We start from the raw sequence: 17,814 nt of genomic DNA, 5'->3' as shown, positions 1-17,814 counted from the left end.
CACACTCATGAAAAAATCACTCATTCTGTTTGCCCACGGCGCCCGCGATCCCAATTGGGCCGAACCGTTTCGTCGCTTGCGCGCGCTGACGCAGGCCAGCCTGCCTGAAGTGGCGGTGGAGCTGGCTTTTCTGGAATTGATGACGCCGGACTTGCCGCAACTGGCGGCGCAGCAGATCGCCGACGGCGCGCAGCAGGTGACGATCGTACCGGTGTTTTTGGGGCAGGGTGGACATGTCCGGCGCGATTTGCCGGTGCTGATAGAACAACTGCAGCAGGCGCATCCCGGCATTCAATTCAACGTCGCGGAAGCGGCCGGTGAAGATGCCGGCGTACTGCAGGCGCTGGCGACTTACTGTGTCGCGAGTGTCAGTAGTTCAAAATAGACGCGAACCGTCAGGCACTGCCTGATCGGGCGCAAACAATACCACTTCTCCCTGTGCGTCCGGGAATCCCAGCGTCAACACTTCCGACATGAACTTGCCGATCTGCCGCGGCGGAAAATTGACCACGGCCGCCACCTGCTTACCCACTAGTTGATCAAGCTGATAATGCGCCGTGATCTGCGCGCTGCTTTGCTTGACGCCAAGCGTCGGGCCAAAGTCGATCTTCAGCTTGTAGGCCGGTTTGCGTGCTTCAGGAAAGGCTTCGGCGGAGATGATCGTACCGATGCGGATATCCACCTTGAGGAAGTCGTCGAAGGTAACCGGCGCTGCAGCCGGGGCGCTGGAGTCGTGTAACAGGTGCATGGAATGTGCTCAGAAAAATAAGCGTCGTTGCAAGGTGGTTCAGCGGCAGTTCAGCTACGATTCGCCAGCGCTTCGCCGATCATGACAAGCACCGGGCCGCTGCACTGGGTCAGGCCTTGTTCCAGCGTGCCGAGTTCCAGATCGAGGATGCGCTCGTTGTCGCGGCTGCAATTTTCCACCACCACCACCGGCGTCGTCCGGGCATAGCCGAGCGACAGCAGCCGCTGCGCCGTTGCCGTCGCTTCGCGGCCGCCCATGTATTGAACCAGCGTGTCGCCGTTGGGCATGATGAATTCGCTCGGCTCATCCGGCGCCGTGCTGGAGGTGAACAGCGACACGCTACGGGCGATGCCGCGTTTGGTCAACGGGCGTTGTGCTGACGATGCGGCCGCCAGTGCGGCGGTGATGCCGGGGACGATTTCGTAAGGGATGTTCTGACTGTCGAGCGCGCGCAATTCTTCATCGGCGCGGCCGAACAGCATCGGGTCGCCGCCTTTCAGGCGCACCACCATGCGGTACTGGTGTGCACATTCGATCAGGCGTTCATTGATGACCTGCTGCGCAGTAGAGCGCTGTCCGCTGCGTTTGCCGACGGAGATCCTGACGGCTTGCGGGCACAACTCCAGCATCTCTTCGGTGACCAGCGCATCGTGCAAGACGACATCCGCCTGCGCAAGAAGGCGCGCCCCGCGCACGGTGATCAGGTCAGCTGCGCCGGGACCGGCGCCGATCAGATAGACCTTGCCGGTGGGCGTGGCGGAAGCAGGGGGCGTTGGCGGATGATTGGCTGGGACTGAGCTCATGCTAAAAAAGATAAGAATCGCAGCCCGGCACATACCGGCTGCTGCGCGTTTCAGCCCGCTTGTACGACTTTAGGCGGGTGAAACGGCACAGCAGCGATTATCAGGCATCCAGACGGATCATGCCAGCGGCAACCGTCTGGTGCGTGACTTCATCGATCAGGATGAAGGCGCCGGTGGCGCGGATGGCGTCGTAGCTGTCCGCTGCAATCGGCTGCTGTACGTTGATGGAGACGCGGGCGATGTCGTTGAGCTTGAGCGACTCGGCCGGATGGCGTTGCTGCGTGTTGATATCAAGCAAGGTATCGACCTTGGCCACGCGCGCCGCCACTTGCTTGGTGGTGTGCTTGAGCCAGTATTTACGGCGTGGGTCGAGTGCATCTTCGGACAGCCAGCACAGGTCGGCGTTGACGGTCTTGAGCAGCGTCGGCGCGCTTTCCACCGAGGCCAGCATGTCGCCGCGCGAAATATCCAGATATTCGTCCAGCAGGATAGTCACCGACTGACCGGCCGATGCCGATTGCAGCGAACCGTCCAGCGTCAGGATGTCTTTGACGGTCGCGGTCTGGCCGCTTGGTTGCACCAGCAGCTTGTCGCCTTTCTGCACTTTGCCGGCTTCGATACGGCCCATGTAGCCGCGGAAGTCGTTGGCTTCGTGGCCGTTGTGGCGCGCCACCAATTGCACCGGGAAGCGGAACGGCTCTGCGTGTGCATCTTCGTACACCGACAGCGATTCCAGCAGTTCGATCAGTGTCGGGCCTTTGTACCACGACAGATTGTCGCCGGCGGTCACGACGTTGTCGCCGGCCAGTGCCGACAGCGGGATCGGACGCACGTCCTTGAGACCCAACTGCGCCGCGAATTCCTGATAGGCGCCGACGATGCGGTCGTAGACGGTCTGGTCGTAATTCACCAGATCCATCTTGTTGACCGCGACCACCACGTGCTGGATTTGCAGCAGGTGAGCGATGGTCGAATGGCGCTTGGTCTGCGTCAGCAATTCCACGCTGCCGTCGTCATTCAGTTTGACCTTGGAGACGTCGATCAGGATGATCACGGCGTCGGCGGTCGAGGCGCCGGTCACCATGTTGCGGGTGTATTGCTCGTGGCCTGGCGTGTCGGCGATGATGAACTTGCGCTTCGGCGTGGCGAAATACCGGTAGGCCACATCGATGGTGATGCCTTGCTCGCGCTCGGCTTCCAGGCCGTCGGTGAGCAGAGACAAATCGATGGTGTCGCCCACGGTGCGCTTGTGCTTGGCGCGCGAGATGGAGGCGAGCTGGTCGGCGAAGATGCCCTTGCTGTCGAACAGCAGGCGGCCGATCAGCGTGCTCTTGCCGTCGTCCACCGAACCGGCGGTGATGAAGCGCAGCAGGCCGCGTTCGTGCGCGTTGGCGTCGGAATTCGTATTCAAGTCTTTTTCGGCAACAGCGGCATTCATCAGAAATATCCTTCTTTTTTACGTTTTTCCATCGACGCTTCGGAAGTCTGGTCGTCCATGCGCGTGGCGCCGCGTTCGGTGATCTGGGTGACTGCGGTTTCGGCGATGATGGCTTCCACGGAAGACGCATCGGACGCCACCGGGCAGGTGCAGGAAATGTCGCCGACGGTGCGGAAGCGCACCACGCGGCTCTCGACGGTTTCGCCTTCCTTGGCCGGGGTCAGGTCGGTCAGCGGCACCAGCAGGCCGTTGCGCGGGATCACCTGGCGCTCATGCGCAAAGTAGATCGGCGGCAGCGCCAGTTTTTCGCGGGCGATGTATTGCCATACGTCGAGCTCGGTCCAGTTGGAGATCGGGAACACGCGCATGTTTTCGCCCGGGTGGACGCGGGTGTTGTAGAGATCCCAGAGTTCAGGACGTTGGGCTTTCGGATTCCATTGGCCGAATTCGTCGCGGAAAGAGAAGATGCGTTCCTTGGCGCGCGCTTTTTCTTCATCGCGGCGTGCGCCGCCAATACAGGCGTCGAACTTGAATTCTTCAATCGTTTCCAGCAGCGTCACGGCTTGTGCGGCGTTGCGCGAATCGGTCAGCGGGTTGCGCAGGCGCACAGTACCGCGCTTGATCGAATCTTCGACCGAACGCACCACCAGCTTCTCGCCCAGCTCGGCAGCGCGCTGATCGCGGAAGGAAATGACTTCCGGGAAGTTGTGGCCGGTGTCGATATGTACCAGCGGGAACGGAAACTTGCCGGGACGGAACGCCTTCTCGGCGATGCGCAGCAGCACTACCGAATCCTTGCCGCCGGAAAACAGCAGGGCAGGGTTGCTGCACTCGGCCGCGACTTCGCGCATGATGTGGATCGCTTCCGATTCCAGCCAGTCCAGATGGCGGCTGCTGGCGTTGTCCAGGAAAAGTTGTTCAACTGCTGTGTTCATACGATGACCTTTGGTTCAAGCCGAATTTCAAATTTCAAATCGAGTAACAAATTGAATACTGCGAATGCTGCAATGTCAGCAGCGCTGCGCATCGGGATAGTGTTGTCGGTAGCAGACCGGTACCGGTAAAGCGAAATCAGGCGGGAGCGGTCTGCGACTTGATGCGGATCAGCTTGCCGTCCACCACGTGCAGGCCGCATTCCTTGGAGTCGGGGTTTTCCCACCACCAGCGGCCGGCACGCACGTCTTCGCCCGGCTGGATAGCGCGGGTACAGGGCTCGCAGCCGATCGACGGATAGCCCTGATCGTGCAGCGGGTTGTACGGCACCTTGTGGTCGCGGATGTATTGCCAGACATCTTCCTCGGACCAGTCGGCCAGCGGATTGAATTTGGCCATGCCGTGCGCCGGATCGTCTTCCTGTACATCGAGCGCGGCGCGGGTAACCGACTGCGCGCGGCGCTGGCCGGTGATCCAGGATTTATTGCCGGCGAGCGCGCGATTGAGCGGCTCTATCTTGCGGATGCGGCAGCATTCCTTGCGCATTTCCACACTGTCGTAAAACGCGTTGAGACCGTTCTGCGCTACGTATTGTTCGACGGCCGCAGTCTCTGGGCGATACGGCGTGACGTCGTAATCGTAGGTTTCCTTGATGCGGTCGAGCATGCCCAGCGTCTCTTTATGGAGGCGGCCGGTTTCCAGCGTGAAGATGCCGATCTTGTCCTGCAGCTTGGCGCGCAGGATCATGTCGGTCAGCACCATGTCCTCCGCCGCCATGCTGGAGGCGAACACCGCCGGAGTGTATTCGGCGGCGATCTTTTCCAGCGTGACGCGGGTGGCTGCAATCAGGTTTTGCAACTCTTCTTGCAAAGCTTTTTCGGACATGGCGTTACTCTCTCTTCCCTTGATCAACAATCAAACGATCAATCGCGGGTGACAACCGCCTCGCGTTTGGCGCGACGGAACAACGGGTTCTTCTCATCCCACGAGGTCTGGTACTTTTCCGAAAAATCGGTCAGGCCTTTCAGTGCATCGTGGATGTCTTTGTCGGCACGCACGGCGAAGGCGTTGAAGCCGACGCGCTGCATGTAGAACAACTGGTCGCGCAGCACATCGCCGACAGCACGCAGCTCGCCGGTGTAGCCGAGGCGGGCGCGCAGGTTGTAGGCGATGGAATAACCGCGGCCGTCGGCGAACTTGGGGAAGTCCACGGCGATGACCTGGAACGGCGCCAAGCCGTTTTTCAATTCGTCTTTCAGCTCTTCCGGGCGCTCGTCGCTGGCGAACCACACGCCGAGTTCCTTGCGGCCTTGCAGCGCTGCGCGTTGCGCTTGCCATACCTTCAGCGGCACGATGATCTTGCCTTCGGGAACGGCGACGCCTTCCGGCGTTTCACCTTCGGCCAGGCGCAGTACGGTCCAGTCATCGCTGATGACGACTTTGTCTTTAATCAGATTAGGCACAGACGTCTTCTCCAGTGACATGATCAGCTTTGATCGGGGTTGCATAGACGAAATCCTTGAACGGCGTGACGCCGACGCGGCGCACGGTGTCGATGAAACGTTCGTCTTCGATGCGTTGTTTGACATAGACCTGCAGCAGGCGGTCGATGACGGTCGGCATCTGGTGCGCCGAGAACGACGGGCCGATGATCTTGCCGATGCTCGAGGTATTGCCTTGCGCACCGCCCAGCGAGACCTGGTACCACTCGGCGCCATCCTTGTCGACGCCCAGAATGCCGATGTTGCCGACATGGTGATGGCCGCAGGCGTTGATGCAGCCCGAGATGTTCAGTTCGATGTCGCCGATGTCGTGCTGGAAGTCGATATTGTCGAAACGCTCGGCAATCGCTTGCGCAATCGGGATCGACTTGGCGTTGGCCAGCGAGCAGAAGTCGCCGCCGGGGCAGCAGATGATATCGGTCAGCAGGCCGATGTTCGGCGTTGCCAGACCGTGCGCCTTGGCTTCTTTCCACAGCGCGTACAGTTCGCTTTGCTTGACGTCGGCCAGCACCAGATTCTGCTCATGCGTGACGCGCAGTTCAGAGAAGCTGTAGCGGTCGGCCAGGTCGGCGACGAAGTCCAGTTGATCGGCGGTGATGTCGCCCGGCGGCACGCCGGTTTTCTTCAGCGACAGGATCGCAGCGGCGTAGCCGGGAACCTTGTGTTCCTTGACGTTGCGTTTGATCCAGTTGGCGAAGCCCTTGTCTTCGGCCTTCAGGCGCTCGTATTCAGCGTCGGTAGCCGGCAGGGTTTCATACGCAGGCTCGGTGAAGTAGTTCGCCACGCGTTGCAGTTCTTCTTCGGTCAGCGTCGACGGGCCATCCTTGATGTGCTGCCATTCTTCTTCGACCTGGCGTGCAAATTCTTCAGGGCCGATGGCCTTGACCAGAATCTTGATGCGCGCTTTGTAGATGTTGTCGCGGCGACCGTATTGGTTGTACACGCGCAGGATGGCTTCCAGATACGACATCGCGTGCTTCCATGGCAGGAAGTCGCGGATCTGGCTGCCGAGGATAGGCGTACGGCCCATGCCGCCGCCGACCAGCACGCGGAAACCGACTTCGCCGGCTTCGTTCTTGATCACATGCAGGCCGATGTCGTGCACGGCAGTCGCCGCGCGGTCTTGCTCGGACCCGCTGATGGCGATCTTGAATTTGCGCGGCAGGTAGGCGAACTCGGGGTGGAAGGTGCTCCACTCGCGGATCAGTTCGGCGTAAGGACGCGGATCGACGATCTCATCGGCGGCGACGCCGGCCAGTTCGTCCGAGGTGGTGTTGCGGATGCAGTTGCCGGAGGTCTGGATGGCGTGCATTTCGACCGTCGCGAGTTCTGCCAGGATGTCCGGCGACTCTTCCAGCTTGATCCAGTTGAACTGGATGTTCTGGCGTGTCGTGAAGTGACCGTAGCCGCGGTCGTATTTGCGCGCGATGTGGGCAAACATGCGGACCTGGCGCGACGCCAGCAGACCGTACGGCACCGCGATGCGCAGCATGTAGGCGTGGCGCTGCAGGTACAGACCGTTTTGCAGACGCAGGATGCGGAATTCGTCTTCGATCAGTTCATCGGAGAGGCGGCGGCGCACTTGATCTCGATATTGTGCAACTCGCTCTTTGACGATCAGGTGATCGTATTGGTCATAGCGGTACATCTTGTGGTCCCTGTTAACGTCTTGTCGGAATCTTGCAGTCGAGATTCCGTGTGATTAAAAAACTTAAATCAGCCTACCAAACCAACTTCAAGGCAACGCTCGTCAGCGTAACTGCCAGCAGGCCACGCAAAAACTTCTCCGGTACCGCGCGCGCAGCGAGCGAACCGATGGTGATGCCCGGCACCGAACCCAGCAACAAGGCGCCCAGCAGGCTCCAGTCGATCGATCCCAGCCACCAGTGGCCGAATGCAGCGATGGCCGTCAACGGTACCGCATAAGCGATATCGGTGCCGGCGATCTCAGCGGGCGACAAACGCGGGTAAAGCAGCACCAGCAGGGTGGCGCCGACAGCACCGGCGCCGATCGACGAAATCGTTACCAGGATGCCGAGCACGGCGCCGGCCGCGATGGTTGCGCCGGTCAATTGACGACCTTGCAAGTGGCGCTCCGGATGGGCATTCAGCCATGCCTGAAGTTTACTCTTAAACAGTAAAGCGATCACGGTCAGAAAAACCGACACCGCGATCGAATAGCGGATCACGAGGCTGATGCTGTCGCTGACGGCGCCGAAATGCTTCAGCAGCAGCGTAGCGACCACGGCGGCAGGCAGCGCGCCGTAGGACAGGCGGCGCACGATATCCCAGCGCACGGTACCCTTGAAACGATGCGCAAACGTCCCGGCCGTCTTCGTTGCCGAAGCAAAAGCCAGGTCCGTGCCCACCGCCACGCTGGGGTGGATGCCGAACAGCAGCGTCAGTAAGGGAGTCATCAGCGAGCCGCCGCCGACGCCGGTCAATCCGACCAGCAATCCGACAGCAAAACCGCTGACTACATAAGAAACAGTCATAACACCTCGTCTATAACAGGTCGAATCGTAATAAACTTAGACCCTAAACCAAACTACTTACTATTTATTTGCTTATATGCACATTCGGCATATACAAATACAGTCGCTGAAGACTCGTTGAAGTCTTGCTGCGAGGCCATGATCTGGCGTCGTCCGGTACTCGAAATCCTCATGGTCTCAAGACCACTCCGGTTTCTCCACCCCGGGCGCGACCTACTGATGGCCTCTCGCTACAGACTTGAACAGGTCTTGAACGTACAGAAACAGACAGAAACAGACAGAAGGACGGCTCATGAATCTGCATCAATTCCGCTTCGTCAGGGAGGCGGTAAGACAAAACTACAACCTCACCGAAGCCGCCAAGGCGCTGTACACCTCGCAGCCGGGTGTTTCCAAGGCAATCATTGAGCTGGAAGAAGAGCTCGGCGTTGATATCTTCACGCGCCACGGCAAGCGCATCCGCGGCCTGACCGAGCCGGGGCGGGCGGTGCTGCGCTCGGTGGAGCTGATCATGCAGGAAGTCGATGGCTTGAAGCGCATCGGCAAGGAATTTGCAGCCCACGACAGCGGCAGCTTTACCATCGCCACCACGCATACCCAGGCGCGCTATTCGCTGCCCAAGGTGGTGCAGGCTTTCACACAAAAGTATCCCAAAGTCAGATTGTCATTGCTGCAAGGCAATCCAAAACAGATTACCGAGATGGTACGCAACGACCAGGCCGACATCGCCATCGCTACCGAAGCCCTCGCTTCGGGCGAGGGACTTGTCTCTTTGCCATGTTATCAATGGGAACATGTGGTCGTGGTGCCGCCTGAGCATCCCTTGCTCAAGTCCAAGAACCTGTCGCTGGAAGAAATCGCCAGCTATCCGCTGATCACCTATGACGCAGCGTTCAGCGGCCGCAGCAAGATCGATCACGCTTTCAGTCTGCGCGACCTGAAGCCGGACATCGTGCTGGAGGCTATCGACGCCGATGTCATCAAGACTTATGTCGAACTCGGCATGGGGGTGGGCATCATCGCCGGCATGGCTTTCGATGGCGACCGCGATCGCGGCCTGCGTTCGATTCCCGCGGGCCATCTGTTCGGCACCAATGTGTCGCGCGTGGCCTTGAAGCAGGGCGCCTATCTGCGCAGCTACGTCTATACCTTCATCGAATTGCTCGCACCAACGCTCAATCGCAAGCTGATTGCGCAGGTCATGGAAGGCGAGAAGGACATGTACGAACTCTGACGAATTTTGAATGCGTTTACTCTGCCTGCAGTCCGTTTGCTGTAGTGCAGGCCGATGATCCGGAATTGATGCAATGATGCGAATGCTTGCCGGCCTGCATGGCCACACCTTGCGCCGTGTGCGCCGACTATGGCTGCAATACGGAATACTCTGGACCGGTGCGGTGCTGGTCGGTCTGGTGGCGGTGATGTATGCCTGGCTGATCGATTTCGGCTTCGAGATGTTCCGCATGATGCAGCGCGGCCACGAATGGCTGCCGCTGATCCTGACGCCTGCCATGAGCGCCTTGTGCGTGTGGCTGACGCGGCGTTTCTTTCAGGGAGCCGAAGGCAGCGGCATTCCCCAGGTGATTGCCTCGCTCGGCGAAGAGGGCGAGCTGCATGCCAAGCGCGCGCCCAAGCTGCTGTCGTTGAAAATTCTTGCCGGAAAAATCGGCGTTTCCTTCCTCGGTATTCTTGGCGGCTTTACCATCGGGCGCGAAGGGCCGACGGTGCAGGTGGGGGCTGCATTGATGTTCCAGATGCGGCGTTTTTATCCGCGTCCCAGCGCCTTGCTGGAGAAACGCCTGATCCTGGCCGGCGCCGCCGCTGGTTTGTCGGCGGCCTTCAATACACCTCTGGCCGGCATCGTGTTTGCGATCGAAGAGCTGTCGCGCAACTTTGAGCAGCGCGCCAGCGGCATTGTCATCACCACCATCATCTTTGCCGGCGTTGTCGCTCTCGGCCTGAATGGCAACTACACCTATTTCGGCACCATCAATGCCGGCGACGACAGTGCGCGCGAGCTGATCGTCGCAGTAGTCGTCAGCGGCGTGCTGATGGGCGTGGCAGGCGGCATCTTTTGCTGGCTGCTGCTCAATACGCACAAATGGATTCCTGCACCTTTGCGCACCCTGCGGGCGGAACGTCCCGTCGTATTCGGCGCACTGTGTGGCCTGATCGTAGCGATTGTCGGCATCTGCGCCGGCGGCATGACCTTCGGCAGCGGTTACGCGGAAGCCAAGGGTTTGCTGACCAATCAGACACAATTGTCGGCGTGGTATCCGCTGGCCAAGATGGTGTCGATGGTGGGGTCGTATCTGCCGGGTATTCCGGGCGGCATCTTTGCGCCATCGTTGTCGATCGGCGCCGGTTTCGGCAATCTGCTGCACATGGTGTTCGATCACACTTCGCTGTCGATGCTTATCGCACTGGCGATGGTGGGTTATCTGGCTGCGGTGACGCAATCTCCGATCACGGCCTTTGTGATCGTGATGGAAATGATCAACGGTCACGCCCTGGTGATTTCACTGATGGCGACCGCCTTGCTGGCTAGCCGTGTATCGCGCTTCTTTGCGCCGCCGTTGTATGAGGCACTGTCGGAGCGTTACGCGCAGCCGCATCGTTGAAGAATGCTGTCGTAGCCTGAGGCCGTAAAAAAAGCTGAGACCGCGAACGGCCTCAGCTTTTTTATTTGCTTCCTGACTTCTTGCTCGTCTTGTCAGACTTGTGCCACAGCCTTGGCAGAGGAGCGGCAGCCTTCCAGCAGGAAGGACAAGCCCACCACCAGCACCAGTTCGCCCTCGGCAGAGCGCGCGGTACCGGTGATGCCGTTGGTCTGGATTGCGGTCAGCGGTTTGATCACCAGATCGGCAGTGCCTTCCACGGCTTCGACGCCGAGGATGTACGGATGCGGCACCGCCATGACGATACCGACGCGTTCGCTGCCCGGCTCATAGCCAAGCACGCCTGCCAGCGAATGCACCGGCAACGGACGACCCTGATCGCGCAACACCGGCGCGCCGCCGACTTCGTCGAAGTCAGCCGGCAATTCCACCACGCGTTCCACAACCGCCATCGGCAAGGCCAGCGCCGCACCTGCGGTACGCACCAGCATGGTCGGGATGATCGACAGCTCAATCGGCAGACGGATCGAGAAGCGCGTACCGACACCCAGCGTCGAATCGATGCGGATCGTACCGCGGTGTTTTTCCACCGCAGTCTTCACCACGTCCATGCCGACGCCGCGGCCGGAAACGCTGGACGCCACTTCCTTGGTCGAGAAGCCCGGCAGGAACACCAGTTGCAGTGCTTCGTCGTGGCTTTGCGCTTCATGTTCGCCGATCAGACCCTTGCCGATTGCCTTCTTGCGCAGGAAATCGGGATCCATACCCTTGCCGTCGTCGAAAATTTCAATCATGACGCTGCTGGCCTCTTGCCATGCCTTGAGCGAAATGGTTGCCTTGTTCGGCTTGCCGGCAGCGCCGCGATCGGTTTCGATACCGTGGTCGAGCGAGTTGCGCAGCATGTGGACCAGCGGATCGTACAGGCTGTCCACAACGACGCGGTCGACTTCAGTTTCTGCACCGGAGATCGCCAGGTCGACGTCTTTGCCCAGATCCTTGGCCAGTTCGCGCACCAGTCGTGGAAACTTCTGGAACAGGCGGCCGACCGGCTGCATGCGCGTCGACAGCGTGGCGCGTTGCAGCTCGCTGGAGTAGCGCGACGCGCGGCCCAGAGTTTCGGCCAGCGTCGACATTAGCGAAGCGGCTGTGCCTTCGAACTTGAACTGTTGCAGCTTTTCCAGCAGCACGGCAGCCTGGTTGGCGGCCTGCACCGATTCGCCGGCAACTTCCAGCAGCGCGTCGAGCTTGCCGGCATCGATACGGATGCTTTCTTCCTTGCCGCCACCGGGCTGGTTGTCGGTTGCGCGGCGCGCCGGAGCTGCTGGGGCAGCAGCTGGTTTCGGCGTGGCCGACGGCAGCGATTTGGGATGGCTGGAGACTGCTGCGCTTTCTTCAGGCGCAGCATCGGCAGGTACATCGGCAATCGCGGATGCTGTTGCTGCGACATCGCCCGCACCGCCGGAAACCGCCTGATACAAGGCATTCCAGTCGAGCGAACCATCCGCGCCGAGAACGCTGGCGCCGCCATTGGCGGAGGGCGTCGAGATCGCGGAGGAAGATGCAGCTGCGGCCGGTGCTGCGGCAACCGGGGCCGCTGCAGGTGTTGCAGCGACAACCGGAGCAGCATTGCCTTCAATAGCTTGCGTCAGAATGTCTTCCAGGTCTTGCGGCATGGAAGCCAGGCTGGCCGGATCGGCGCCGTTGGACAGTTCATTGAGCTGGTCGGCGACAAAACCGCTGGCCTGCAATGCAGCCTCGATCGCCAGCGGCGTGACCGGCGCTTTGCCGGTACGCAGGGCGTCGAACAGGTTTTCCGTCAAGTGACAGGCCGATACCATGGCCGGCAAATTGACGAAGCCGGCGCCACCCTTGATGGTGTGGAAGGCACGGAAAACCGCGTTGAGAATTTCCAGGTCGTCAGGATGCCGTTCAAGAGTCAGCAGATGCTCTTCAACGTTAGTCGCGAGGTCCAAAGCCTCAACGACAAAATCCTTGAGCATTTCGTCATCCATTAGAACCCCAGGCTATCGAGTAAGTCGTCCACATCATTTTGCACCATGGCGGAGCCGGGAGAGGAGGGCCCGTTGAGCAGTTCTACCGGTTTTTCCATGGCAGCCTTGACTTCCGGCGGCGCATTGTCGCGCAGCAGTTGCGCCAGTTCGCGCTCGGCCACGGCGGTGATGCCGACGATCTTCTTGATCAGTTGGCCGGTGATGTCCTGGAAGTCCTGCGCCATCATGATTTCGAGCATGCGGGCTTTTTCGACCTCGGTGGCTTCGATGACGGCGGTGGAGAATTTCTTGGAGTCGTTCGCCAGATTCTTGAATTCGTCGATGGTCATCTGACCTGCGAACAGGCGTGCCCAGCGATCATCGATGTCCTTGGCCTTGCTGGCTAGCGCGTCCTGGGCTGGCATGCCGGCGTCGATCGAGTTGAGCACCTTGTTGGCGGCTTGTTCGGTCAGCGTGGCGACGTGTTCCAGGCGGCCCTGAGCGTCGCCGATCTGCGATGCGACATCCGACAGCGAGCGGTCGTAACCGAGTTCGCGCATGGAGTCATGCAGCAGACGGACGATGCCGCCCAGACGTTCGTACATGGGTTTGTCGGACTGATCTTCCAGCGATGCAGCCGGGCTCGCGGACGAGGCGGGTTCTGCTGCTGCAGTCGCGGCAGGCAGCGTTTGCGCCGAAATCTCGTCGAATAGTGCCTCTAAATCAACATCGTCACTCATGATCTTCTTTTCTCCATACAAATTTGATGCGTTATTTGCTTCTGCCGCAGATGCAGACAATCTTTCACAACTGAATTACATGGGGGTTCGACGAGATGGTCCGGTGATAGAAGCTCCTGTTCTGACAGATGGCTCAGGCAATACATGTCGTCAATGGATATCGGCCGGGAACACAAAACCTGTAGGACACGCGTCCGCCCGGTTCTGCTTGCCGCACCGATGTTTACTGTTGCTGATTTCCCCGAGTGACGCCTCGGTCGAGGCGGACTCCCGCTATTTGTTGAATGGATTATAAGGCCCTGTCAAGCTGCTCCATCGGCGAAAAAGCGATGAAAATTCCCCATTTCAATGACGTTATGGCGAGGATGTTGGTTTGCAGACAATCTTACTGCAAGCCTGCTTCGTTTGTCACAACAGATTGCCGGGAGTGGCGTTGCCGCATACAATTGCGCCGTTTTGGTGCTCGCCGGCGCATTTGCGCCCTCAGTCCGGCGAGTTAAACGGGAAGTACGGCGCGGAGAGCCGAGTGATTCATTGTCTGTCCGCGAACGTACGCTGCCCCCGCAACGGTAAGCAAGCGCTGTCGCATCCGACAGCAAACTGCCATGATTCGCCACTGTGTTCGCCCGGCCTGGTTTGATGTCCGGAGGCATGGGAAGGCATGGCAGTCGGTGCGGTCGTTGTTTTTTCGACCAGTTTTTGCCAGCTTGCAGCCCGGATACCGGCCAGACAGGGGAAGGTCATGCCTTCACATTCAATCCGGCTTGCGGGGAAGCGGGCCGGAGATGCTTATCAGAAATAGATCATGAAACATTCCGCTTTATCCTGGCGCGCCGTTGCCGGTCCCGCTGTCATGGCTTCGGCCGCTTTGTCCGTTCAAACTGCTGCAGCACAAACCTCAACCCAGACTGCAACCGCCCCGGGCCTGACGCCGGTTGTGGTGACGGCTTCACGCTTTCCGAATGATCCGGCCTTCAGTCCGGTGGGCGCGACCGTCATCGGCGCCGAGGAGATCCGTAACGCCGGTATCAATAACGTCAACGAGGCGATTCGCAAACTCGGCGGCGTGTATGGCCGTCAGAGCCTGGCAGGGCCTGGCGACTATGCGCTCGACATGCGCGGTTTCGGCAGCAACGGCGATCAGAACATGGTGATTCTGATTGATGGCGTACGCTTGTCGGAGAATGAGCTATCGACGGCTTTGCTGTCATCGGTGCCCATCGACAGCGTCGAGCGCATCGAGATCATGCGCGGCGGCAGCAGTGTGCTGTACGGCGATGGCGCCACCGGCGGCACGATACAGATCATCACCAAGCGGCCGGCGGCGGATGCCGTGCATGGCACTGTGGTTGGTGAGGTCGGCAGCTACGGCTTGCGCAGCGGGCGCGCCAGCGTCGCCAAGGGATGGGACGGCTTTGCACTCAATGCGGCGTACAGCAAACAGCACGCCGATAACTATCGCGACAACAATTACAGCAACCAGGAAAATTTCAGCGGCACGGCGCAATGGTTCTCCAATGAAGGCCGCTTCGGTTTGCGCGTCGATCTGGCGCGCGCCGATTATGGACTGCCGGGTTCGCTGACGATGGCGCAGTTTCTCGCCAATCCTCGCCAGACTGCCAACCCGCAGGATTACGGTTCTTATGACAGCGATCGCATTACCGCTTTTCTGGAGCGCAAATCTGGCGCGTTCGATGTTGCAGCGGAGCTTTCTCATCGCGAGAAGATTTCGCGTTCCAGCTATAGCGGCGCTGCCATCACCGAAGTGCATAGCCGCACCATGCAATTCTCGCCACGCCTGCGCCACGTTGCCGAAAACCGGTTGCTGAAAAATGAGCTGGTCACCGGCATCGATTATTCCGAATGGCAGATCGGCAATATCAACGGCAGCAGCGATGCTTCTCAGACGGCGCGCGCCGCCTATGTGCGCGATGAATTGCAGATCGCCGGAAATACGCGCATCGCACTCGGCGTGCGGCGTGAAGTCTTCGACAAGAAGAGCGTCATTGGCGGCTATGACAAGGGGCAGGGCGTCAATGCCTGGGACGCGCAGGCAAGCCATGCGATCGTTCCTTCCGTGCGCGTCTTCGGCAAGGCCGGGCAAAGCTATCGTTTGCCGACCGCCGACGAGAATGGTTTCACCGCATTGGCAACCGGGCAGGTTCTCAAGCCGCAGACTTCGCATGATCTGGAGTTCGGTGCGACTCTTGGCGGTGCAGACAACAACGCCACGCTCAAGTGGTTTCGCCATCGTCTCAAGGACGAACTGTTTTTCGATCCGACCGCCGGTGCGTTCGGCGCCAACGTCAACCTTGATCCGACCAAACGCCAGGGCGTTGAGCTGGAAGCCAGTGCGCGCCTGAACCAGGATTTCAGCCTGAAAGCCAACTTCCAGCATATCGTCGCCACCTTCACCGGCGGTCCGAACGCCGGCAAGGAAATGGTGCTGGTGCCGAAGAATACGGCGTCCGCCCGCCTGAACTGGAACTACGGCAATCAGACCGCCAATGTCGGCGTCCTGTGGGCCGATTCGCAACGTTATGGCAGCGACTTCAGCAACACGTGCAACGCACGCATGCCGTCGTACACGACCTTCGATGCGCGCTATGCGGTGCGCGTAAGCGCGTGGGAATTCGCGCTCACAGGCAGCAACCTGACCGGCAAGGATTATTTCTCGCAGGCTTTCGGTTGCGCCAGCGGCATCTATCCGGACAGTGGGCGTACAGTAAAATTCACCGCACGTTATGACTTCTAACGTCGACTTCTAAGGACTTCATGCGCCGCGCCATCCTGCTGCTTATTTGCCTGACAGTGCTTGCCGTGCTGGCGCTGATCCTCGCCGGCCTTTGCGGCAGTACCGGTTGCCTGCGGCCGAGCGGCGATCCGGACAACGTTGCCCTGCTGCTGCAATTGCGTGTGCCGCGTGCGCTGACGGCGTTCACCGTTGGTGCTTTGTTGGCGATGGCCGGCGCGTTGATGCAGGTCCTGTTGCGCAATCCGTTGGCGGAACCGTACGTGCTTGGCGTCTCGGGCGGCTCTGCCGCCGGCGCATTACTGGCGATGCTGCTGGCGGCTTCCGTCGGATTGCCGCGTCAGAATATTGCGGCAGTCGGTGCGGTGCTGGGGGCGGGCGTGGCGGTTGTCCTGTTGTTCGGCCTGGTCGGAAAATCTCTGCGCCGCTTGCCGTTGTCGCCGATGGCCGCCGGTCATCGATTGCTTCTGACGGGTGTGATGCTGGCGGCAGGTTTTGGCGCAGTCATCACACTGGTGCTGACGCTGGCGGCGGAGACGCAATTGCGCGGCATGGTGTTCTGGCTCATGGGCGATCTGGAGGACAGCCGGTTCTTGCCGATTGCCGCCGTCATCGCCTTTGCGGTTTTGCTGTGGTCAATATGGAATGCGCCGCGCCTGAATTTGCTGGCGCGCGGCGAGAGTTTTGCACAGTTGCTGGGAGTTCCTGTGGTGCGTTTGCGCGTGGCGACGCTGTGCGCAGCATCGCTGGCAACGGCAGCTGCGGTCACGATGGCCGGCACGATCGGCTTCGTCGGGCTGGTGGTGCCGCATGGTCTGCGTCTGCTGATCGGCAACGACCAGCGCGTCTTGTTGCCGGCGGCGGCGCTGGCCGGTGGCGGCGGATTGACGCTGGCAGACCTGGCTGCGCGCACGGTCGTCGCGCCGACGCAATTGCCGGTCGGCGTCATCACTGCGCTGATCGGCGTGCCGCTGTTTCTCTGGCTGCTGTCGAGGAGCCGTGCATGATTTCCGAAATGACGGCGAATGTTCTGCTTCACGTCGATCAACTGACGCTGCACGCCGGTCAGACGAGCCTGGTGACGGATTTCAGCTGGCAGGTGCGCGCCGGTCAGTTCTGGTGCGTGCTGGGCAAGAACGGCATTGGCAAAAGCACTTTGCTGCATGCGATCGCAGGTTTGCTTGAACCCGCTGCGGGACGTGTTTGTTCCCCTTCAGGCGAGATTGCGAAGTCGTCGCCGCAACAACTTGCACGATGGCGCGGATTGGTGGCGCAGCAGCAGTTCGATGCGTTTTCATGCAGCGTGATGGATAGCGTGATGGCGGGTTTGCATCCGTATCGACCCGGCTGGGGATGGCCTGATGATGCTGATCGGCAGGCTGCGCTGGCGGCGTTGGGGCGGCTCGGTATGGCGGCTGGCGTTCATGCCGATGTGGCTCGATTGTCCGGAGGTGAGCGTCAGCGTGTGGCGATCGCGACACTGATGTTGCAGGCGCCGCAGCTCTATCTTCTGGACGAACCGGCCTCGCATCAGGATGTCGCCGCGCAGCAACTGGTGATGCATGTGTTGAAAGAGCTTGCCGACGATCGTCACGCCGTGGTCGCGAGCATGCATGACATCAATTTGACGGCGCGATTTGCGACGCATGTATTGCTGATCGCTGAGGGACAGGTCTGGCAGGGATCCGTGACCGATATATTGCGCCCTGAGCTGTTGGAAGCGGCGTATGGCTGCGACTTCGAAATCGTCGAGTCAGCTGCGGGAAGATGGCTGATGCCGACAGCATGAGCGGC

The 17,814-nt window shown here is 60.1% G+C and carries 16 protein-coding genes and 1 riboswitch; of the genes, 6 read left to right on the top strand and 10 right to left on the bottom strand.

Annotated features, from left to right (window positions below; all coding sequences use genetic code 11):
* The first annotated feature begins 7 nt into the window (after positions 1 to 7).
* Entirely contained in the window at positions 8 to 385 is a 378-nt protein-coding gene (locus tag AC1RN6_RS01210; protein ID WP_493002450.1) for a sirohydrochlorin chelatase, read from the top strand.
* On the opposite strand, the gene AC1RN6_RS01205 is transcribed toward AC1RN6_RS01210, so the two are convergent.
* The 8 genes from AC1RN6_RS01205 to AC1RN6_RS01170 all read right to left on the bottom strand — a co-directional run bounded on the left by AC1RN6_RS01205 (position 377) and on the right by AC1RN6_RS01170 (position 7,919).
* Positions 377 to 748 (bottom strand): tRNA-binding protein, encoded by a 372-nt coding sequence (locus tag AC1RN6_RS01205; protein ID WP_493002449.1) that lies wholly within the window; start codon positions 746 to 748, stop codon positions 377 to 379. The genes AC1RN6_RS01210 and AC1RN6_RS01205 overlap by 9 nt on opposite strands.
* A gap of 50 nt (positions 749 to 798) precedes the next feature.
* Positions 799 to 1,551, bottom strand: coding sequence for a uroporphyrinogen-III C-methyltransferase (cobA, locus tag AC1RN6_RS01200; RefSeq protein ID WP_493002447.1), 753 nt, complete (start codon positions 1,549 to 1,551; stop codon positions 799 to 801).
* Positions 1,552 to 1,651: 100 nt separating this feature from the next.
* Positions 1,652 to 2,989 (bottom strand): sulfate adenylyltransferase subunit 1, encoded by a 1,338-nt coding sequence (locus tag AC1RN6_RS01195; protein WP_493002445.1) that lies wholly within the window; start codon positions 2,987 to 2,989, stop codon positions 1,652 to 1,654.
* Positions 2,989 to 3,924 (bottom strand): sulfate adenylyltransferase subunit CysD, encoded by a 936-nt coding sequence (gene cysD / locus AC1RN6_RS01190; protein WP_493002444.1) that lies wholly within the window; start codon positions 3,922 to 3,924, stop codon positions 2,989 to 2,991. The genes AC1RN6_RS01195 and cysD overlap by 1 nt, the downstream gene beginning before the upstream one ends.
* 136 nt (positions 3,925 to 4,060) lie before the next feature.
* Positions 4,061 to 4,807, bottom strand: coding sequence for a phosphoadenylyl-sulfate reductase (locus AC1RN6_RS01185; RefSeq protein ID WP_493002442.1), 747 nt, complete (start codon positions 4,805 to 4,807; stop codon positions 4,061 to 4,063).
* A 38-nt stretch (positions 4,808 to 4,845) separates the two neighbouring features.
* Positions 4,846 to 5,385: a DUF934 domain-containing protein gene (locus AC1RN6_RS01180; protein ID WP_493002440.1), complete on the bottom strand. Its 540-nt coding sequence runs from the start codon at positions 5,383 to 5,385 to the stop codon at positions 4,846 to 4,848.
* Entirely contained in the window at positions 5,378 to 7,072 is a 1,695-nt protein-coding gene (locus AC1RN6_RS01175; protein WP_493002438.1) for a nitrite/sulfite reductase, read from the bottom strand. The genes AC1RN6_RS01180 and AC1RN6_RS01175 overlap by 8 nt, the downstream gene beginning before the upstream one ends.
* Positions 7,073 to 7,145: 73 nt before the next feature.
* The gene (locus AC1RN6_RS01170) at positions 7,146 to 7,919 is read right to left on the bottom strand and encodes a sulfite exporter TauE/SafE family protein (RefSeq protein ID WP_493002436.1); all 774 of its coding nucleotides are present in this window, start codon (positions 7,917 to 7,919) and stop codon (positions 7,146 to 7,148) included.
* 292 nt (positions 7,920 to 8,211) lie between these two features.
* Between AC1RN6_RS01170 and AC1RN6_RS01165 the strand changes: the two genes are divergently transcribed.
* Positions 8,212 to 9,153: a CysB family HTH-type transcriptional regulator gene (locus tag AC1RN6_RS01165; RefSeq protein WP_493002434.1), complete on the top strand. Its 942-nt coding sequence runs from the start codon at positions 8,212 to 8,214 to the stop codon at positions 9,151 to 9,153.
* Positions 9,154 to 9,226: 73 nt separating this feature from the next.
* Positions 9,227 to 10,540, top strand: a complete 1,314-nt coding sequence (locus AC1RN6_RS01160) for a chloride channel protein (protein ID WP_493002432.1) — start codon at positions 9,227 to 9,229, stop codon at positions 10,538 to 10,540.
* Positions 10,541 to 10,632: 92 nt separating this feature from the next.
* On the opposite strand, the gene AC1RN6_RS01155 is transcribed toward AC1RN6_RS01160, so the two are convergent.
* Positions 10,633 to 12,549: a chemotaxis protein CheA gene (locus tag AC1RN6_RS01155; protein WP_493002431.1), complete on the bottom strand. Its 1,917-nt coding sequence runs from the start codon at positions 12,547 to 12,549 to the stop codon at positions 10,633 to 10,635.
* Positions 12,549 to 13,268, bottom strand: coding sequence for a protein phosphatase CheZ (locus AC1RN6_RS01150; protein ID WP_493002429.1), 720 nt, complete (start codon positions 13,266 to 13,268; stop codon positions 12,549 to 12,551). The genes AC1RN6_RS01155 and AC1RN6_RS01150 overlap by 1 nt, the downstream gene beginning before the upstream one ends.
* A 440-nt stretch (positions 13,269 to 13,708) precedes the next feature.
* A riboswitch (cobalamin riboswitch) is annotated at positions 13,709 to 14,012 on the top strand.
* A gap of 61 nt (positions 14,013 to 14,073) precedes the next feature.
* Between AC1RN6_RS01150 and AC1RN6_RS01145 the strand changes: the two genes are divergently transcribed.
* Genes AC1RN6_RS01145 through AC1RN6_RS01135 form a run of 3 tightly spaced genes read left to right on the top strand, consistent with a single transcriptional unit; the run spans position 14,074 to position 17,809 of the window.
* Positions 14,074 to 16,023 carry a TonB-dependent receptor family protein gene (locus tag AC1RN6_RS01145; protein ID WP_493002427.1) on the top strand — a complete coding sequence of 650 codons (1,950 nt, stop codon included), beginning with the start codon at positions 14,074 to 14,076 and terminating at the stop codon, positions 16,021 to 16,023.
* A gap of 20 nt (positions 16,024 to 16,043) precedes the next feature.
* Complete coding sequence (locus tag AC1RN6_RS01140; RefSeq protein ID WP_493002426.1) at positions 16,044 to 17,027, top strand: FecCD family ABC transporter permease; 984 nt, start codon at positions 16,044 to 16,046, stop codon at positions 17,025 to 17,027.
* Positions 17,024 to 17,809: an ABC transporter ATP-binding protein gene (locus AC1RN6_RS01135; protein WP_493002425.1), complete on the top strand. Its 786-nt coding sequence runs from the start codon at positions 17,024 to 17,026 to the stop codon at positions 17,807 to 17,809. Before AC1RN6_RS01140 ends, AC1RN6_RS01135 begins: the two co-directional genes overlap by 4 nt.
* The last annotated feature ends 5 nt before the right edge of the window (positions 17,810 to 17,814 follow it).

Source organism: Herbaspirillum sp. GW822-FHT03A08 (assembly GCF_058801885.1).
The sequence above is the reverse complement of the archived record's forward strand: the minus strand, read 5'-3'. Positions and strand labels throughout refer to the sequence as shown.

Coding starts and splice junctions, on each gene's coding strand:
- AC1RN6_RS01210 (WP_493002450.1), top strand. CDS start 8: ATGAAAAAATCACTCATTCTGTTTGCCCACGGCGCCCGCGATCCCAAT.
- AC1RN6_RS01205 (WP_493002449.1), bottom strand. CDS start 748: ATGCACCTGTTACACGACTCCAGCGCCCCGGCTGCAGCGCCGGTTACC.
- cobA (WP_493002447.1), bottom strand. CDS start 1,551: ATGAGCTCAGTCCCAGCCAATCATCCGCCAACGCCCCCTGCTTCCGCC.
- AC1RN6_RS01195 (WP_493002445.1), bottom strand. CDS start 2,989: ATGAATGCCGCTGTTGCCGAAAAAGACTTGAATACGAATTCCGACGCC.
- cysD (WP_493002444.1), bottom strand. CDS start 3,924: ATGAACACAGCAGTTGAACAACTTTTCCTGGACAACGCCAGCAGCCGC.
- AC1RN6_RS01185 (WP_493002442.1), bottom strand. CDS start 4,807: ATGTCCGAAAAAGCTTTGCAAGAAGAGTTGCAAAACCTGATTGCAGCC.
- AC1RN6_RS01175 (WP_493002438.1), bottom strand. CDS start 7,072: ATGTACCGCTATGACCAATACGATCACCTGATCGTCAAAGAGCGAGTT.
- AC1RN6_RS01170 (WP_493002436.1), bottom strand. CDS start 7,919: ATGACTGTTTCTTATGTAGTCAGCGGTTTTGCTGTCGGATTGCTGGTC.
- AC1RN6_RS01165 (WP_493002434.1), top strand. CDS start 8,212: ATGAATCTGCATCAATTCCGCTTCGTCAGGGAGGCGGTAAGACAAAAC.
- AC1RN6_RS01160 (WP_493002432.1), top strand. CDS start 9,227: ATGATGCGAATGCTTGCCGGCCTGCATGGCCACACCTTGCGCCGTGTG.
- AC1RN6_RS01155 (WP_493002431.1), bottom strand. CDS start 12,549: ATGGATGACGAAATGCTCAAGGATTTTGTCGTTGAGGCTTTGGACCTC.
- AC1RN6_RS01150 (WP_493002429.1), bottom strand. CDS start 13,268: ATGAGTGACGATGTTGATTTAGAGGCACTATTCGACGAGATTTCGGCG.
- AC1RN6_RS01145 (WP_493002427.1), top strand. CDS start 14,074: ATGAAACATTCCGCTTTATCCTGGCGCGCCGTTGCCGGTCCCGCTGTC.
- AC1RN6_RS01140 (WP_493002426.1), top strand. CDS start 16,044: ATGCGCCGCGCCATCCTGCTGCTTATTTGCCTGACAGTGCTTGCCGTG.
- AC1RN6_RS01135 (WP_493002425.1), top strand. CDS start 17,024: ATGATTTCCGAAATGACGGCGAATGTTCTGCTTCACGTCGATCAACTG.